The organism is Roseateles saccharophilus, from assembly GCF_031458095.1.
GTDB lineage: Bacteria > Pseudomonadota > Gammaproteobacteria > Burkholderiales > Burkholderiaceae_C > Pelomonas > Pelomonas saccharophila_A.
Map to the genome: position 1 here is coordinate 538,315 of NZ_JAVDXU010000001.1, position 18,177 is coordinate 556,491.

Genomic DNA, 18,177 nt, shown 5'->3' on the forward strand with positions numbered 1-18,177 from the left:
CAATAGGTTGTCGCAGGTGAATCGCCGTGCCGCGCCTTCTTACTGCGACCAGATAAAGCGCGCGCCATCGCTGTTGTCCGGCATGGGGCCGGGGCTGTCGGCCCGGATATCTCCCGTCTGCGGATCGATGCGCAGGAAGCGGTTTGTGGTCAATGACATCAGCACGAGTTCCCCCGTTGGCGTTTCAATCCATTGGAAGGTTTGTGCCGTGCCGGACTGGCGGGCCATGAGCATCACGCCTCCGTCCTTATCGACCGTGACAAAGCGTCGGCCCGCTCGCAGAGCGACGCGGCCCACTTTGCGGTCGGCGATCACGAATCGCGTCGGGATACCCGAGGTCAGGCGCCCATCGCTGGCCGCCAGTCCGGTCGTCGCGCGAAACGATGTCAGCCAGATCGATTGGCCGTAGGGAATGGGCCGCATCAGGCCGTGTGTATATGGCTGATTCACGTCGATGCTGTCGAAGTCGGCAAAGCCGCCCTCGGCGCCGGTCGTGTTGTAGTTGAACAATCCATAGCGAACGCCCTGGAAGGTGAAGGTCTGGTAGAGCATCACGACCTCGTTGCCGATAGGCGTGAAGGTGGTGCCGTCAACCGAATAGCTGAAGCGCGCGAGTTCGGTGAGGAAGTCGCAATCGGCACGCAGCCAGATGCGCGTCCCGGTCACCTTCACCCTCACCCGCTGGTCCAGGCGCTGGTCATGGAAAACGACGTTGAGTTCATCGGCGAGTTTCTCGACGCCCAAAGTCGCATAAGGGAGATTGAGCAGGCCCAGGCCGGCGGTGTCGCCCGGCTTCAGGTTCGACGCATCAAGCAGGACGGTCGGCGTCGACATCGGGCCGATGGCCCGCTGCGTCAGCGTGTTGCGCGCGTCGTAGAACGAGGTTGCCGGCAGGGCGTGAAGCCGCAGGAACCCCGGCCGTTCCGACAACGACCACTTGTCGTCGACGGGGACATGGTTCCATTGCCAGATCGGCTGGAGCTGCCGCGTCGAAAAATCGTCGCTGCGCTGAAAGGGCACGTGCACCGGCTGCGGCGTGGTGGTCTTGGGCTTCACCCAGGTCCGCGGCGTGCGTGTCAGATTGCCCGGCAATCCGAAGTAGGGCCAGCCGTCTTTCCAGGTGATGGGAGACAGGCTGAGTAGGCGGCCGACGGAGTTGAAGTCCATCATCGAAAAGCCCCACCATTCGCCCGCTGGCGTCTGGACGATGCCCCCCTGGTGCAATGCCAGGCTGTGTTTGGCGGCGGGGTCAGGCCCCCAGGTCTCGAACGGCGGCTCGGGGCTGCCCAGGCGCTTGCTTGACGCCATGCCGAAGTCCTCGTGCAGGCTGATCGCTTGATGGACCTCGTACGGCCCCAGCACATGATCCGCCCGTGCCGCCGGCATGCGAAAGCCGCCCGCGTAATTGGCGCTGATGATGTAGTACTTGCCGTCGATCTTGTAGAAGTGCGCGCCCTCCCCCATGCCGGCGTCTTTGGTGAACAAGACGCGCTCGGTGCCCGGCACGACGTCGGTCAGGTCGTCCGTCAGCTGGGCCAGGCGCATCGTCTGGTGACCCCAGACGACGTAGGCCCTGCCGTCGTCGTCGAACAGGACGGACAGGTCGTGGAAGCCGCGCTTCATCGGCGTGCGCGTCCAGGGACCCTTCGGATCGGTGGCCGTGAACATCTGGGTCGCCTGGCCGTTGACGTTCGCGAAGATGTAGAACTTGCCTGCGTGGTAGCGCAAGGACGGCGCCCAGATGCCCTGGCCGTAGATGTGCTTGCCGTCCTCCAGCCGGTAGGCCGGACCGAGGTCGAGCCTGTCCATGGCATAGGCGACGAACTCCCAGTTGACCAGGTCCTTTGAGCGCAGGATAGGCAGGCCCGGCATCGCGTGCATGGTGGTGCCGGTCAGATAGAACCAGTCGCCGACGCGAATCAGGTCCGGATCCGAAAACTCGTCATAGAACAGGGGATTGGTGAAGGTGCCGTTGCCGTTGTCCGGCGTCCAGGTCGCAGGCGCCCCGCCCTTCAACGCTGTTGCCGACACCGCGCAGGGCAGCAGCATCAAGGCGATGCATGACACCAGCCTGGATATGAAAACTGCGGGCGATCTCGACCCATGCCGCATGGCGCTTGACCTTTCAGGTTGATCAGTTCGAGCTGACGCCGGCGTGCGTGCAGCAGATGGTTTTCTCATGGGTCAGCCCAGCATCTTGAGCAGCGTGCGGTGGTGCTGCGGCATGTGCTCCACCGAGGCTGCAATGGCTTTGCGACGCTGGTCCAGCGCCTGCATGGCGCGCTCTGGCGGAATCTCCGCAAAGACCGGATCGTTGCGCTGCGGCCAGTGCTCCATGCCGGCGTGGATGGCCAGCCAGCTGGTGGCGTCGAACCCTTCTTCGTCGTACTCGTGCAGCACGCCGTAGCGGCGCCACAGTTCCATCCGGAAGGCCAAGGTTTCGGGCAACTCCATCGACGATACATGGCGCCACAACTCGCTGTCCCGGCGGCGTGTCAGGCAGTAGTGCAGGATGATGAAGTCGCGGATGCGCGCGAAGCGGCGCGCCGCGCCGTCGTTGAACAGGGCCCGGTCGTTCTCGTCCACCGGTCGGCCGGCGGTCAACAGGGTCATGAGACGGGCGATGCCGTCCTGGATCAGGTAGATGCTGGTGGACTCGAGCGGCTCCAGGAAGCCGGAGGACAAGCCGATGGCGACGACGTTGTGCACCCAGAAGCGTTCGCGGTGGCCGGTGGTGAAACGCAGCAGCCGCGGTTCGCCGAGCGGCTTGCCGTCGAGCCGGGCCAGCAGTTGTTCGCGTGCCCGATCGGGGTCGATAAAGCGGCTCGCGAAGACATGGCCGTGCCCCGTGCGGTTCTGCAGCGGGATACGCCATGCCCAGCCCCCTTCCAGCGCCGTGGCTTGCGTGTACGGGGCCAGTTCCTCGCCGACCCGCTCCGTGGGGCAGGCCCATGCGCCATCGACGGGCAACCAGTGGCTGAAGTCGACGAAGGGCTCTTCCAGCGCCTGGCCCAACAGCAGCGAACGAAAGCCCGAGCAGTCGACGAACAGGTCGCCTTCGATGCGCCGGCCATCCTCCAACTGCACGGCGGCCACGCCGCCATCGGCGCGGCGTGACACCTCGGTGATGCGCCCCTGCGTGTGGCGGGCACCGCGCTGCATGGCCAGCTTGCGCAGGAAGGCGGCGTACTGGATCGCATCGAAGTGGTAGGCGTATTTGAACTGCGCCTGCTCGCTGGGCAGAACGAAGCGCCCCTTCATCGCCATCACCGTCGGCACGCACTGCACGCCCAGCGGCTCCGTCAACCCCATGCGCCGATGCTGGGCCCACAGCGTCTGCGAACCGAACAGGTTGCCGAAGTGGCCGAAGGTGTGGAAGTAGTCCTGCCCCACCGTCAGCCAGTCGCAAAAGCGAATGCCCAGTTTGTAGGTGCCGTTCGTGGCGCGCATGAAATCGCGCTCGTCGATGCCGATCAGCTGGTTGTAGCTGCGGATGGACGGGAAGGTGGCTTCACCCACGCCGACGATGCCTATGTCCTCGGACTCGACCACCTCGACGGCGGCGCGGCCCTTCAGCCCGGTGACCAGCGCCGCGGCCACCATCCAGCCCGCGCTGCCACCGCCCACGACGACGATGCGATCAACTTTCTGCGTCATTGAGACCCTGCCAAGTTCCTTGGCGCCTTGAACGAACGGGTGGCCTCTTCAGAACTCGTAGCGTGCGCTCAGCGAGTAGCTGCGGCCGGGGTAGAACCACGCGCGTCCCATCACGCCGATATGCTGCTGCTGCGTTTGGCGCACGATGACGTTGTTCAGGTTCGTCACGTTGAGCGACATGCTCAGCGCGTCGCTGAACCTGTAGTTCATGCCTGCGTCCCACTGGCCGAATGCCTCCTGCCAGGTTGGCAGTCCCCAGCCCACATCCTGGGCACCCGGGCGCGACGGGTCCGCGCTCGTCGCATCCTCGCCGCGTGTGCCATTGGCGTCTGCCGACTGAAGGATGCGGCTGTGCCAGTTGTAGGCCAGCCGCGCCGACAGCGGACCGCGGTCGTACATCAGGACAAAGTTGTACGCGTTCTTGGCCATGTAAGGCAGCGGCAGATCACTGAACGGCAGGCCATTGGTGTCGCAGCCGAACAGGTGCAGGGTGCCATTCGTCGTCGCCCTGCCTGCATCGCAATAGGGGTTGTAGATCTGCTTGTACAGGCTTTGCTTGGCGTCGATGTAGGTGTAGTTGGCCGACACGCCAATGCCCTTGGCCCAATCCGGCAGCACGCCTTCCAGGAACGCAAGCTTGTCCAGATAGGTCATGCCTGCAACCTCCAGGCCGCCGACCTTGGCCTTGCCCACGTTGGCGGGACCGGTGATCGCGAAGATCTGCGGGTTGCCGCCCGTGCTGTCGTAGGCACGGCTGTAGGCGCTGTTCATGATGACGTCCTTGACGTCCTTATGGAACGCCGTGGCCGTGAGCGACTGGCCGTCACGCGGGTACCACTCCAGCGCCAGGTCATAGCTGTTGGCCGTGATCGGCTTGAGCTTGACGTTACCGGTGTTGTTGCCGGTGTAGGTGAGCGTCTTCTTCTCGAAGTTGTAGTTCTGCTGCAGCTTGATGTATTCGCCCAGCTGGTTGAAGCCGGGTCGGTTCATGCTCTGGGCCATCGCCAGGCGGGCCTGCAACCTGTCGGTGAAGTTCATCTTCAGGTTGAGCGACGGCAGCACCTTGACGAACTGGTTCTGCACGTCGATAGGTTGCGTGAGGTCGAAACGCGGCAGATCGGGCGGCGAATTCACGTCGTATTTCGTCTCGAAAACCGAGTAGCCGTGCGAGACGTCGCGGGTCAGCACGACGCGCACGCCCGCATTGCCCTCGAGCGGGAACTTCCAGTCGTCGAAGCCGAAGCGCAGCGTGGTGTAGACGGCATCGGTCTGTTCGCTGTGCGTGCTTGTTTTGGACGGATCGCCGTCGTAGACCAGCGTCTTGAAGCGATCCTCGTAGTCTGACAACTTGCACGCCGGCTTGCTCGGGTACAGCTTGTTGCCGTCCAGGCATTGCTGGTAGCCGTAGTCATTGACCAGCGTCTTGTACGCGTTCGGGTAGTCGCGCACGGCACCGATCGTCGGCATGACGATGTTCGGCAGCGTGCCCACCTTGCCCCCGTAGAAGTTGCCGAAGTTGAACGTTTCGACCGGCACGCCCTGGTAGCGTGGGTCGCCCATGTAGGCGAAGCTTCCGCGTGACTGCCATGTGCCGTCGTCCGGGGGCATCTGGCCCGGCTTGATGTTCTGCTTGACGTTCCAGGGTTCGGCAACGGACGTCCAGCCGTTGCCCGAGGCCTCGTAGTGGCGCGCGACACGGTAGGTGGCGCGCACGCCGACACGGATGTCACGCAGGATCGGGTCGTCAAAACGGTAGCGCGCGTCTGCCTTCCAGGCGTACAGGTCGGCATCGGCCTTGCTCGCGCTCGGCATGACCAGATTCCAGTAATAGTTTTCCGGCTTGGCCAGGAAATCTCTGCTGGTCTGGTCGAACCCGATGCGCACCGGGCTCTTTCCGGGCACATCGATGCTCATGCTGGGCACGAATGTGCCCAGCTGCAGGTTGCGGCCGACGGCATCGTTCTTCGCATGGACCCATTGAACGTCGTTCTGCACCAACCACTGGTCGTTGATGGCCCACTTGAAGTTCCAGGCCAGTTCACCGGTCTTTGAAGTCGTCTGGTTCCAGCCGCGCGTGATTTGCAGGCCCAGGCCGCCGAGCGGGGAGGTGTTTGCCCCGGCGCCGGTCAGATAGGTGTAGGTGCCAGAGGTCAGCACGTTGTTAGCGTCGTATTTCGCATCGGCGATCGTCGACTTGTAGGGGTTCTCCACACCGGTGTAGAAGCCCTGCTCGCTGCCCGTCTCACGTGCGCCCGACACGAAATAGGTCAGCGACGAGTCCATGCCGCCCTTCTTCCACTGCAGCGCGCCGTAGAAGCCGGCGCGTTCGTTGTCGCCGGTGTTATTGCGGAAGGAGGCCGATTTCGGCGCCCACGCCACCTGACCAGCGATCAGGTCTGTGCGAGGGTAGTAGGCATCCAGCTGGATGCTCTCGTTCTGGAAGCTGGAGTGGTTATAGGACAGGTCCAGCAGAACGCCGACACGGCCAATATCCGTATTCCATTGCGTGGTATACAGCCCCGACAGGTTGGGCGAGTTCTTGCCCGAGCGCTGCACGTAGTTGTTGCCGACGGACATGTAGGCCTTGGTCGCCTTGTAGTCAAAGGGCAAGGCCGTGCGCAGGTTCACCGTGCCGCTGACGCCGCCTTCGATGATCTCGCTGGAGGGGTTCTTGTAGACATCGACGCCGGCCATCAGCTCGGGTGGAATGTCGCCCCAGCTCAGCTCGCGGCCCGGCCAACCGGCCGAGAAGGACTCACGGCCATTCAGCAGCGAAGAGCCCCAGCTGAGGCCGCGCACGCTGATGCCCGAGCCTTCGACGGAGAAGTGCTCCGGGTCGCCGCGTGACTTGTTGCGGTCGATGATGACGCCGACGACGCGCTGCAGCACTTCGGTGATGGACTTGTCCGGCAGCTTGCCGGCCTCTTCCGCAACGACCGAGTCGACGATTTCCTCGGCGTTCTGCTTGATCTTCTGAGCCGTTTGCAGCGCTGCGCGCTGCCCGGTGACAACGACGGTGTCCAGGCTTGCAGGCGGCTTTTCAGCGGGCGACTGCGCCAGCGCGGCACCCCCGACGGTCAGCAGCATCATGTGGACCATGCCGCGGTGGACGGCAGTGGTGCGGAACTGTTTTTTCATGGTGTCTCCGTATTCCTTCGATGAGTCCGGCGGCAGCCCGCCCGTGCGGGCGGCTCCGCCTTCTCGGCATCGGATGCCGTGGCACTGTCCCGATCAACGCGGGAGGCTGGTCCTGGCACGCGACGCCCGCGCGCGAACTGGGTTATTGGAAGTAGATGAGGCCGTTGACGGTCAGGTCGGAGGCCGTGATGCCGCCGGTCTTGTTGTTCTCGTTGATGTCCATCAGCCAGAAGCGCGTGCGCACGACGCTGGAGGACTGCAGCAGCGTCCCAGCCGAGGCGCGCGAGGCCGCGATCTTTTCCAGGGCCGCCTGGAACGCGGCGTCGTTGACAGGCGCGCCCGTGCTGTCATACGGGTTCGGCAGCTTGCGCACGTCGTTGTCCAGAGAGGCCTCGGTGACACCCGAGAGGCCGCACGCCGCAGTCACCGCGAAGTTGCTCAGCGGCACGGCATAGCTGACCATCCCCGACTTCGGGACCCACACCAAGGTGCTCAGCGTGACGTTGCAATCGTTGTTGCGCTTGGCCAGATCCAGGTGCACGACGATGGGTTTGCCGGCCGAGTAGAGATCAGCGTTGACGCCCAACGTGAAGTTCAGCGTCTTCTCGGAAGCCAGCTTCAGTCCACCTTTGGTATCGCCTGCCGAATCAAACGCAAAGAGGTTGGGCGAAAAGATCTCGATGCGATTGAAGCCGTACTGCCAGTTGCCCGGCGTCCACCTGCTGTCGGGAAGGTGCAGCGCAGAGACGAGAGACAAACCGTCGTCGGAGACCTTGCTGTAGCACCAGTTCTCCGTACTCACACCGTCGTCGGTGGTGGGGTTGCAGCGTTCCCAGCCCGCGCCCAGGGTGCTGCTCCAGGGGTTGGTGGTCACACGACCGCCTTGCCAGGTCTTGAGGGACTCCGTCCACCCGACGCTGCTGCCCGGCATGAACCCACTCGAGACCAGCAGCGGGTCGACGACCAACTGAAGATTCTCGGAAGTGCCCGCGGCGCTGGACAGGGTCACCGCGCAGCCGCCCTTGGCGTTCAACCGAAGCTCATTGCCCACCACCGTGCAAACCGTGGGCGTGGTACTCGCGTACGTCAGGGCGTTGCCATTGGCATCGACCGATCCCAGCGCGACCGTCTGAGTCGCGCCCTGCAACGGGACCACCGAAGGCGGCATGGGCCCGATTTGAATGAAGGCCTGCCCCTTGGTCATCGCTGCATACGAGGCGTTTTCCGGCGCGGTCACCCCAAGCGCGCAAAAGCCCTCGCCCAAGACATTCAGCGTCTTGCCGCTGACGGTGCAGACGGAGGGTGTTGTCGACGTGTAGGTCGCCGGATTTCCGCCGTCGGTCTTGTCTGAAAGCGTGAGGCTCACGGGCGCCGCCGCCCGCAGAACAACACCCACCGGCACCAGCGGGCGTTGTTCATGCTTCAACACAACAAACAGTTGGCTCGTATCGTCTGCGGCTGCCCATTTGGTGCCGTCCGAGCCGACCCCGCCGGGTTGACTCGCGATGACGAGGCACTCCCCTGCAGCCACCAGCGTCACCTGGTTGTCCGCGACCGTGCAGGTGGTGGGAGTGCCAGTGCGGAAACTGACCGGCAATCCGGAAGTCGCGGTGGCCGACAAAGTCGTCGGGCCATTCAACAAGGTGTTGCCGCCTGGATAGCTGAAGCTGATGGCCTGGAAGCGCCCCTCAGACCCTCCGCCACCATCGCTGCCACCTCCGCCTCCGCAAGCGGCCAAAAAAGCGCATGCCGCTACAGCGGTCAACTTATGGGCGTGTGGAATCGACTTTTTCGTCACGTGCTGTCTCCTTTTTTGAAATCACCGGTAGCTGTTCCAACTGCAGTACTTGCAGCGACATCGCTTCCTCGAGCTCGGACCCGATTCGGTCGTTGAACGAACTGGTTCCGAGTGAAATGCACCTCGCTCGGCTTGCTTGGCAATCGTGGTCGGGTCCCACCACTCCAGCCCATGGCACAGGCGCGGATTCATGGCCGCCCTCCATGTGGGCAGCCCCCTGAACTACCGACCTGGGTGCGCATGGCGCCTCCGCGGGCATGCGGATTGGCGAGCCTGCGCTGGCCCCGGCTGTGGCTGTGCATGGCGACCCAGGTTTGCTCCCACTGGTTCCAAGACAAAACCAATGATTCGCCGCAGAATCATCAAGCGAAATCAAATTCCGCCGGACTGTGTCCGACCTCGCCCCTTTCGCGTCGAGGCCGGAAACACGTCTTGGCGAGCTCAGGACTGACGGAGAGCTCGGGGGCGTCGGTTCGCCGATCCAGCGTCCATGGGACGACTGCAGATGAAGGCACATCTCCGCAGCGGCGGCCTGCGGATGGCGCGATTTGAGTGCCCGAAGGATCGACTCATGTTCGTGCAGGACAGATTGCCAATTGCGTACCGTTTCGACGCGCATGCGCGTTCGCGATGACATCGGGTGCCAAGCGTCGAACAGTGCTCCGATCATTTCGACCAGTACTGAATTCGCGCTCTGCTCGGCGATGCTGAGATGAAATCGTCGGTCCGCCTCGACTGGCTCGTATCCTCTAGCAAGCCCATCCCGCATTTCTTCCAAAGCTTCCTCGACCCGCTGCAGTCCTAGGGAACTGACGCGAGCGGCGGCGAGCATCGTCACTTCGCTCTCGAGTACAACTCGCGCTTGCAGAAATTCCCCCGGGCTGCCCCCGACGTTCAGTGCCCAAAGGTCACGGCGACGGGCAGACGGGCAGACGTAGATGCCTACCTTTCCGCGGATTTCGATGAGGCCGTCAATCTCCAGCGCGATCAGCGCCTCACGAAGGGATTGTCGTGACACCCCGAGCTGGGAGGCGAGATCGCGCACAGCGGGAAGCCGCGCGCCTTCCTTCAGACGCCCTGCCCCTATCAGCGCCCTGATTCGGTCAGCAGTCCGCTCGTACGAGCGGCGGGTCTCGACGCTCCCCTGATGAATTGACATGGCCTCCGTAGGCTCCTATTTCTGACGGCGGCTGCTCAAGAGCCCGCCGAATTTGCAGACCACCCTGCAGCGGAGGTATGCCGCCCGGATCCGCATGACAGCCCGAACCGCATGCGGGTTGGGCAAGCGATGGGGACGACGATCAATCATTGGCTGAATCCAGAAGGTGAAGGCGATTGGTTAACCAGCAACTTTTCGCCACATATTGCTAAGAACAGCGGCCAAACCATGTGATTCGCCGCAGAATCATTGCGCCGAAAGCTAATGAAGAGATCAAGGCGGCCATCGTAGTTCGATCTGCGGTCTGACCAATTAGGGGAAACCCATCAGCTTCGCCCTCTCCGTTGAGACGGAGGGTGATGGCTGGCTTGCGTGCCAAGGCCCTGACCTGCAGGTCCATTACGCCGCCTTGGTCCGCAATGGGAAGTTGGTTGACTCGCCGGAAGGTCTCAGCCTGCATCGAGCCCGGCGCCGACGGCAAGTCGCCTACCTGATCTTCGCGCTCGTCGTCGGGTGGGAGTGGTTCATCTTCATCACCATGGCTATGCGGAGTGCCATTGGTCTTTGCGAGCTCGTTGCCTACATGGCTGGTGCTCTGTTGTTCTCTGTTTGGCTGACCCGATGTCTGTTCGTTGCATTGTGTTCGGACCAGCGGGCGATCGAGCAAGTCAATGTGCGCTTGCAGCCTCAGGGAACGACTGGCAAGAGCGGCGGGTAATAGATGCGAAGGATGGGGAGGGCCAGCTCGGGAGCCGCGCCAATGCCATCGCGCGCGCAAAATCCGCTGGCGTCGTCACGCAGACTTGCCCTCCGCGGGAGCCATGCCGCAAAGATGACCGCAACTGGCGCCACCGACGCAAACTTGACGTTTTGCGATCCGAGGACAAGTCTGTGACGCAGACAAGGAAAGCTTTTCAAAATCAATTACTTAGACCTGCCACGCCCTCACGGACTTCGCCTGGCCCCGTCATCGCGCTCGGACAGCGATTTCTTGTTCATGCCGACGTGATCTCCCCGCGAGGCATTTTGCCTGCTCGCCCCCAAGGAGTGCCCGGGGCAGTACCAAGTGCGCACACAGCGCGCGACAAGCGTTGGCGGTCGTTGCCGCTCAAGCACGTTCAGGTACTGCGAAGCCGCAGTTGTTGATAGTCAGGGCACCGACGCCGAACACCGTGGCAGTCGCGGCCTGCCATAGCAGTACCGGAAGCAATAGGCTAGTAGAGGAACTTCACGAATGGTTGGTCTGGGCGCTGTAGACCCGTTTGCGACCTTCAAACTCGCCAGTTCCGACGTCTGATACGAGACTTTGGCGCCGTTCGGCCAGGTCCGAATCGCGCCCTCATCGACGGATTCAAAATGGATCAGCCGTCAAACTCCCGAACAAGGAGCCAGCGAGGTGTTTCCATCGAATCCCAACCGTACCGAGGCCGATGCGAGCCAGGATAGGAGCACAAGCAGATGAAAGCTGCAGTCTTGCCGATTTGCTGTACGGCGTTGATGAGCATCAGTGCCGCGCATGCCAGTTCCATCTGTTGGGTGGAAGACGTCCTCAACCGCTCGAATGAGGTTGAAGTACTTTTTGGAAGCAGCTTCGTTCACGTCGTCTCGGCCGGTGTTCAGTACTCGTGGTCCGACCGCAAGCTAAAGCGCTTCTCCATGACTGAAAGTACGATGCTAGAGGGAGGCTTGCGCCTGAAACCCGGCGACACAGCGTTCCTGGACAATGGCGGTCACCACAGTCGCTGCGAATTGGAAGTCGTTGAAAAGGACGGGAAGCTGGCAATCAAGCTGAAATCGTTTGACCACTTGCCCGGCATGCCTGCCGAATCTGCCGTGAAGACGGTGATGGCCAGGTGATAGATTGCTGTCCGCTTTCGCTGCAGAAGAGACCTAGGCGGCTGGGTTCAGCCTGGCTGAAATCACTCTGCCGCTGGGGCTACAGCTGCAACTGTCTTCCGCGGCTTGCGCGCGGTCTTCGTAGCGGACGTACGCTTCTTTGCAGCGGCTTTGACGGCTGCTACCGGCTTGCGCGTGGCCTTAACGGCCGGCTTGCTGGCGCGAGTGGATGTTGCGGCTTTTCGCTTATCGCCTCCGATCAAGAACTCTTCAAGCGCCTTGCCCGCCTCGAGCGCTTGACGAAGCCATTCCGGACGCTTGCCCATACCGCCCCACGTGTTTCCGGACCCATCTGCGTACTTGGCGGCGCGGGCTTTCGACGCCTTCTTGGCCGGCTTCGAGGGCCGTGCGCTGCGACTCTCAGGCTCGCCGAAGAGCTGCTCAGGAGTCAGGCTGTATTTGGCGATCTCCTTCCTCATTCTGTCGATCACCTCCAGCTGGATCGACGCAGCCTCCTTCTGAAGACGTTCGATTTGACTGAGGATGGAAGAAAGGGACTTAGCCATTGCGTGAGGGTCCTTGAGTACCAAGATGGCTGCGAAATGCAGTCGCGCAGCAATTGAACTTTAGTTCACAGCCGCCACCGCTGATACCAGCCCGGCGTCTTCACCGTCGAGCGCCACATCCGCGGCAAGTGGGTGTGCAAGTGCTGCGAGCGGATCGTGCAGGCGCCGGTCGCCCCGCACATCATCGACAAAGGCCTTCCGACGACGGGCCTGCTAGCCCAGGTGCTGGTCGCCAAGTACCTGGACCACCTGCCGCTGTACCGGCAGGAGGCCATCTTCGAGCGTGCCGGGCACGCCATCGCGCGCTCCACACTGGCCCAGTGGGTCGGCGGGGGCGGCGTGCAGCTGCAGCCGCTGGTGGACGCGCTGGCTGCAGAACTGCTGCGCCAGCCCGTGCTTCACGCCGACGAGACCCCAGTGGCCATGCTCAAGCCCGGCCACGGCAAGACACACCGCGCCTATCTGTGGAGCTACTGCAGCACGCAGTTCAGCCCGCTGCAGGCCGTCGTCTTCGACTTCGCCGACAGCCGAGGCGGCCAGCACGCCCGCGACTTCCTCGGACTGCCCGGGACGCCAAGCAAGCCAGCTTGGCAAGGCAAGCTCGTCTGTGACGACTTCGCCGGCTACAAGGCTTGCTTCGAGCTGGGCGTGACGGAGGTAGGCTGCATGGCGCACGCCCGGCGCAAGTTCCATGAGCTCTGGGCCAACCACGGCAGCCAAGTTGGCGAGCAGGCGCTGAAGTTCTTCGGCCAGCTCTACGAGGTGGAGCGAACAGCGACCAACGCCGACAGCCGAGCCAGGCTTGAAGCCCGGCGAGCAGCTCGGCCGCTCGCTGATGCATTCCACCGTTGGTTGCAGCAGCAGCGCCAGCGCGTGCCGGTTGGCTCAGCCACCGCAAGGGCCATCGACTACAGCCTCAAGCGCTGGGCGGCGCTGACCCGCTACCTCGATGACGGCGACCTGCCCATCGACAACAACTGGGTGGAGAACCGCATCCGGCCCATCGCGCTGGGGCGGCAGAACTGGCTGTTCGCCGGCAGCTTGCGCGCGGGCAAGCGTGCTGCGGCCGTGATGAGCCTCATCCACTCGGCCAAGCTCAACGGGCTTGATCCCTACGCCTATCTCCGCGATGTGCTGGAGCGGCTTCCGACGCATCCGGCCGGCCAGATCGCAGAATTGCTCCCGCACCAGTGGCAGACTGCATAACCACAGTTAGCAAGATGAGACATGGACGCCGACGCGGAAGCACGAGACCTAGTCGACCGTACTCGTACTAGATTCCCCGAAGAGGCATTGGCAACGGATCAATGGCTGCGGGAGCGGGGCTGGGCTCCTGAGGAAATGACATTCATGTGGATCGAGGCCTTCGCAGACAGAACCTCCGAAGCCGTCAAGCGGCGTGACCAAGCAGCAATTGCGGCGCACACGGAGTTCATGGCCAAGGAGCATCGCCAAGGGTCTGAGTCTGTGCGATCACTGGTCGATGTCGCCTATGCAGAGAACCTGATGTGGGACCTCGACATCTCGGACCGGGTTTGGGCGTGGCCCCACATTGCGCGCACGGTGCGAGCGCTGTACGAGGCCATGTGGGGTGTTCCCGAGGACGCCAACGCGTAGACGCAGCCCTCAGTCGGTTGCGCCCGTCAGGGATGGGTTGAGCGAGCTACCTGGCAACTGCAAGCGCCGCCAACGTGACATTGCCGTGCGCTTACGTCACTCAGAGCGCCCCGGATGAACGTCCGAAATTATCCTGAAGCCGACGTCCGCTTCAGGCTGATTCTGTTGAAGAACTCGCTCGGGCCGCGGCATCAATGCAGTGTCCAAGCCGCCCGCAGTTCGAGAGCGCGGGTGGTTGCGTTCGAGGTGGCCTTGCCCGGCCCTTCAGGCCGGAACCAGTTCTGGGCTGCTCAATCGCTTTGCCATTCGCCGCAAGTTCTGAACCGTCGCCGCCAGCAAGAATTCGTCGCGTGCGCCGGTGAGCCCTCGTAGCCGCAGACGGTCGAGCTTGAGGATTCGCTTGAGGTGTGCGAACAGCATCTCGACCTTCTTGCGCTCCCTCCTGGATTGCCGGTACTCGGGCGTGTCCGCTAGTTGGCGGGCGACGTCGCGGGCATCTTCATGGACGCTGCGCGCGATCTTGCGCATCGGCGTATTTGGGCAGCATTGCTGCTTACGAGAGCATTGTGCGCAGTCGTGGTGACTGGCCCTGTAGATCACGGTGTCCGCCCTGGTCACCCTGTCACGCTCCACCGTGAAGGTGCGCCGGTCGCAGCGAAGTGCATGGCCCTCAGGGCAGCGGTACTCGTTGCTCTGAGCGATCCACTGGAACTCCGAGCTTGATAGCGTCCCGTCCTTGCGACCGGTCTTGTCCCACACGGGCACGTGCGGCTTGATGCCTTTGTCCTTGACCATCCAGCTGAGCATCGGTGCGATGCCATAGGCCATGTCCCCCACCAGCCGACCGGGCTTGAGGCCGAAGCGGCGTTCGACGCGATCGACCATGGTCTTCGTCGCCTCCACTTCGCGAGGTCGAAGCGCAGGCGTAGCCTCTACGTCCACGATGACGCCGGCCTCCAAGTCGATGAGGTAGTTGGTCGAGTACGCGAAGAATGCTGGACCGCCAGAAGCAGCCGTCCACTGCGCAGCCGGGTCTGTCAGCGAGACCTTCTTGGGTGGTGACGAGGGCGGTTGTTCATCGTCGCCGGCCGGGTTCTCCAGTTGCAACGCCTCGATGTACTCACGCACAGCGCGCGTTGAAGTGCCGTCGTCGCGCCACTTCCTTGCCTCGGCTCCAGGCACGCCACGCGCGCGATTGGCATCGGCCTTGATCACGCTGGCATCCACAGCAAATCCCTCGCCACGTACCAGCCCCTCGTGCATGCAGCGGCGCAGAACGCTCTCGAAGACCAGGCGGAAGGCGTCGCTCTGACGGAAGCGCCCGTGTCGGTTCTTCGAGAAGGTCGAATGATCTGGAACTGGATCTTCGAGATCCAGCCGACAGAACCAACGGTAGGCCAGGTTCAGATGCACTTCCTCGCACAACTGGCGTTCGGATCGAGTGCCGAAGCAGTAGCCGATGACCAGCATCCGGATCATCAACTCCGGGTCAATCGAGGGGCGGCCGGTGTGGCTGTAGAACGGGGCAAGTTGTTGGCGCAGGTCGCCGAGATCGAAGTAGCGGTCGATGCCCCGAAGGAGATGGCCTTGGGGTATGTGGTCGTCGAGGTTGAAGCTGTAGAAGAGTCTGTCTTGCGTGCCGCCGCTCTGACCCATCATCTGCTCGCCCTCCGCTGCCACGATGCAGGAACTTAGGTCAGCAGGCGCAGATTGCCATCGGGTTTTTCAACAGAATCGGCTGTGAGCTGCCGTTCATAGCAACCTAAGAACCGCCAGCATCACACCGAGGAAGGGCCGCGTCGAGCCCGTCTTTTCTTCGCCTGGCTTCTTCTGACAGGTACTGTTGAAAGGGCATAAGCCGATAGCGTGCCATCGGAGCGGTAGCCGGCACAGCCTTTAGTGATTGCACCGCTCCGTTCACCATGGCGATGCCGAAATCCCTCCGGTCCGACACATTGGAAGCTTGTTGCCACACTGACCAACTGTCGTACTCGATCCGCGATGGCGGCTGATAAACAAAATTGGCAATCAGCGTACCGTCTTGCTTCAGTTCTCTGACCAGGACGGCACGAAGCTGCGTTGGATGAGCCGTGTGGAACTCAAACACAGGCTGGCCGGTGCTTGTTCGTCCAGTGAGTGCTTCTACGCCGCCACCCGTCGAGTCGGGTGTGACGGTTTCAACACCAATAGAAGTCCTATCAAGCCCTGCAGGAAAGCACACCTGGGCGATGACATAAACCCCCTGTGGCACCGGACCGCGCGTAATTGGACCGTGCGACGTGGTGGTTGCACATCCGGCCAGCGTGGAGACGATGCACGTCAACAGCGTTGTCCACCCTTCCACGCCCGAAAGGGCTCTCCTAGTACGAGCACGACGTGATCTCATGAGAGCCTATCGTAGGTCTTGGTTGTCCGTTCCCGCTGCAGAGCAGAAGATCGCCGCACCGTCGGCAGCGATAACACGCACTTGTCGATGGTCAGCGCGGCCGCCGCCATTCGCTTCGAGTTCGGACGGCCGGTCGGGGCCCCGCCAGCGACACTTGCCGTGGTAGCGGCCTCTAGCCGGTGTCAAGTCGGCGCGGAGGCGCTGACTCCTAGCCCTCCTAGCGAACGCGCACAATCGGCGGAGCCGTCGGATCAGGGCGCGACATCCCCGGATCGCTTTTCTGAGCTGTTGGCATGCGCACGAGTATTTCAGCGATCCCCTTCGCGAGCCCCGCGTCCCCACCTTTCGGCGACCTCTCAAGCGCAGTCCTCAGATGGCTCCATGCTTCAACGGCGGATGCACGACTGGCCATGCTGCGCGGGCTCGACTTCGTGCGCGCGAAGTCGCGCTGCAACCGCCCCGACGCACGGGCGTTGGTTTGCCAGATGGCGTCATAGTTGCGAGCTGCGCCTCGCGTCGCCTGCCTGGTGGCCTCGGCATCAATGCCAAGCTCGCGCAATTTCTCGGCGAACGTCTCTCGCCATCGGTGCAGATCGGTTTTCCTCGGGTTGAGCCGTCGCCCATCCCGCCCTTCGGCCCGGACACTGATGTGGACATGCGGGTTGGCCTGGTGGTCGTGCAGCACCATCACGTACTTGTGCCCGGCCAGCTCCAACCGCGCAAACTCTCGCGCCGCACGTTGCACAGCCAACGGGTCGGTTCCTCGTGGCATCGACAGCATGATGTTGTAGGCCTCGCGTCGCCCGCCCTGCTCGGCTTCCTCCGGGATCAATCCGCCACTGAAACGCCAGTCGTCGGCCAGGTCTCGCACCGCACGGGCGCCGCTGATGTGCTCACCTCGGTCGTCCTCAATGTCCATCCGCCCGTTCTTGCTGATGTAGCGGAAGTGCGCAGCGATGGCTTTCATGCCGCGCCCTCCTCCGGTCACCTTGACCATCACCTGCGGTGCCCGGCGCACCGTGGCCGCGATCCGACCGCGGATCAATGCTGCGCGCCGGCGCAGCGCGTCGCCCGTGAGCTTCGGCGGCGGGCTCCCTTTGACCATGCGGTTGCTGGGATAAAAGAGCCGGTCGCCCCAGGTGACCAGGACGCCGTCGATGTTCACGCCTCGTTCCATGGTCGTCTCCGTTTCGCTTGTGGTGCCCCGCCGGGCACCGACGCTGTACGACGCGCGGGGCGCAGTTCCGTGAGCACCTGCGCGGCGACACGCAGGTGCGCCCGCACGTCGTCGGCCAGGCTGTCCAGCATGTCGCGATACAGCAGCGCCTGCGGCACGTTGCCAACCTGCAGAAGCGCCGTCAGCTGATGCACTTTCCGGCTGATCGTGGACAGTTCTGCGCAGGACCGGGTCAGCGCTGAGACGAGCTCAGGGCGCGCGCCACCGGACGCGAGGACCGGAACGCCGTCGACCAGCCCGGCAAGGTAGGCACCGCGAGACATGCCGGCGGCCCGAGCTCCGGCATCGAGATTCGATGCCTCGCACCGCCGCATCCTGAGCGACAGCTTGACCCAGTCATCGCCTTCTGCGAGGCCATCTGACTGACCCGCAGGCCGGCCATCGGCATCGGTCCCGTGACCGATCTCCAGCTCGACGGCGCTGCGCACAAGCGCCGACACGCTGACCCGCCGCTGCGCTGCGCACGCCACCAACGCGGCCTTCAGGCCGCGCATGTCGACGGTGACGAAGTCATGCGAAGAGGTGCCCATGATCCGACTGGAAGGAGGTGCGCGGAGCGCTTGTGAATTTGGCGGCAGGCCGCCTATCTCTGCACTCACCAATAGAACCAGTATTGGCTCGGATCGGGCCAATCTGGATGCTGGATTCGGGGCCGAATCCAGCCGCTCAAGCGCCTCGGTCTCGACCAAATATTGGTCATGTGAAAACGAGGCGCGAAGTCAGCGAAGAACACGCGACAACGGAGCGTCAAAGATTCGAAAAGGCACGACAACCATGCGAAAA

At 63.0% G+C, this 18,177-nt stretch carries 13 protein-coding genes and 1 pseudogene; 3 read left to right on the forward strand and 11 right to left on the reverse strand.

Annotated elements, in window-relative coordinates:
* Window positions 1-39: 39 nt before the first annotated feature.
* From J2X20_RS02270 to J2X20_RS02295, 6 genes are all read right to left on the reverse strand, one after another.
* Window positions 40-2,049 (reverse strand): family 43 glycosylhydrolase, encoded by a 2,010-nt coding sequence (locus J2X20_RS02270; protein WP_310260275.1) that lies wholly within the window; start codon window positions 2,047-2,049, stop codon window positions 40-42.
* A gap of 135 nt (window positions 2,050-2,184) precedes the next feature.
* Complete coding sequence (locus tag J2X20_RS02275; protein WP_310260277.1) at window positions 2,185-3,657, reverse strand: tryptophan halogenase family protein; 1,473 nt, start codon at window positions 3,655-3,657, stop codon at window positions 2,185-2,187.
* A 48-nt stretch (window positions 3,658-3,705) separates the two neighbouring features.
* Window positions 3,706-6,795 (reverse strand): TonB-dependent receptor, encoded by a 3,090-nt coding sequence (locus J2X20_RS02280; RefSeq protein ID WP_310260281.1) that lies wholly within the window; start codon window positions 6,793-6,795, stop codon window positions 3,706-3,708.
* Between the two features lie 142 nt (window positions 6,796-6,937).
* A complete protein-coding gene (locus J2X20_RS02285; RefSeq protein WP_310260283.1) occupies window positions 6,938-8,593 on the reverse strand; it encodes a hypothetical protein in 1,656 nt (551 codons plus the stop codon).
* Window positions 8,562-9,752 carry a FadR/GntR family transcriptional regulator gene (locus J2X20_RS02290; protein ID WP_310260285.1) on the reverse strand — a complete coding sequence of 397 codons (1,191 nt, stop codon included), beginning with the start codon at window positions 9,750-9,752 and terminating at the stop codon, window positions 8,562-8,564. The genes J2X20_RS02285 and J2X20_RS02290 overlap by 32 nt, the downstream gene beginning before the upstream one ends.
* Window positions 9,753-9,960: 208 nt before the next feature.
* Window positions 9,961-10,419 carry a hypothetical protein gene (locus J2X20_RS02295; protein ID WP_310260287.1) on the reverse strand — a complete coding sequence of 153 codons (459 nt, stop codon included), beginning with the start codon at window positions 10,417-10,419 and terminating at the stop codon, window positions 9,961-9,963.
* Between the two features lie 791 nt (window positions 10,420-11,210).
* On the opposite strand from J2X20_RS02295, the gene J2X20_RS02300 reads away from it, so the two are divergent.
* Window positions 11,211-11,609 (forward strand): hypothetical protein, encoded by a 399-nt coding sequence (locus J2X20_RS02300; RefSeq protein ID WP_310260290.1) that lies wholly within the window; start codon window positions 11,211-11,213, stop codon window positions 11,607-11,609.
* Between the two features lie 62 nt (window positions 11,610-11,671).
* Here the strand turns inward: J2X20_RS02300 and J2X20_RS02305 are convergent, their stop codons facing one another.
* Window positions 11,672-12,154 (reverse strand): H-NS histone family protein, encoded by a 483-nt coding sequence (locus J2X20_RS02305; protein WP_310260293.1) that lies wholly within the window; start codon window positions 12,152-12,154, stop codon window positions 11,672-11,674.
* 84 nt (window positions 12,155-12,238) lie between these two features.
* On the opposite strand from J2X20_RS02305, the pseudogene tnpC reads away from it, so the two are divergent.
* A pseudogene (tnpC, locus tag J2X20_RS02310) lies at window positions 12,239-13,360 on the forward strand (IS66 family transposase); the annotation flags it as partial.
* Between the two features lie 21 nt (window positions 13,361-13,381).
* Window positions 13,382-13,771 (forward strand): DUF7674 family protein, encoded by a 390-nt coding sequence (locus J2X20_RS02315; RefSeq protein ID WP_310260295.1) that lies wholly within the window; start codon window positions 13,382-13,384, stop codon window positions 13,769-13,771.
* Window positions 13,772-14,035: 264 nt separating this feature from the next.
* On the opposite strand, the gene J2X20_RS02320 is transcribed toward J2X20_RS02315, so the two are convergent.
* The 4 genes from J2X20_RS02320 to J2X20_RS02335 form a co-directional block, all read right to left on the reverse strand.
* Complete coding sequence (locus tag J2X20_RS02320) at window positions 14,036-15,430, reverse strand: IS1182 family transposase (RefSeq protein ID WP_310265078.1); 1,395 nt, start codon at window positions 15,428-15,430, stop codon at window positions 14,036-14,038.
* A 103-nt stretch (window positions 15,431-15,533) separates the two neighbouring features.
* The gene (locus tag J2X20_RS02325) at window positions 15,534-16,094 is read right to left on the reverse strand and encodes a hypothetical protein (RefSeq protein WP_310260298.1); all 561 of its coding nucleotides are present in this window, start codon (window positions 16,092-16,094) and stop codon (window positions 15,534-15,536) included.
* A gap of 280 nt (window positions 16,095-16,374) precedes the next feature.
* Entirely contained in the window at window positions 16,375-17,334 is a 960-nt protein-coding gene (locus J2X20_RS02330) for a relaxase/mobilization nuclease domain-containing protein (RefSeq protein ID WP_310260301.1), read from the reverse strand.
* Window positions 17,319-17,924: a hypothetical protein gene (locus J2X20_RS02335; RefSeq protein ID WP_310260304.1), complete on the reverse strand. Its 606-nt coding sequence runs from the start codon at window positions 17,922-17,924 to the stop codon at window positions 17,319-17,321. Before J2X20_RS02335 ends, J2X20_RS02330 begins: the two co-directional genes overlap by 16 nt.
* Window positions 17,925-18,177: the final 253 nt, after the last annotated feature.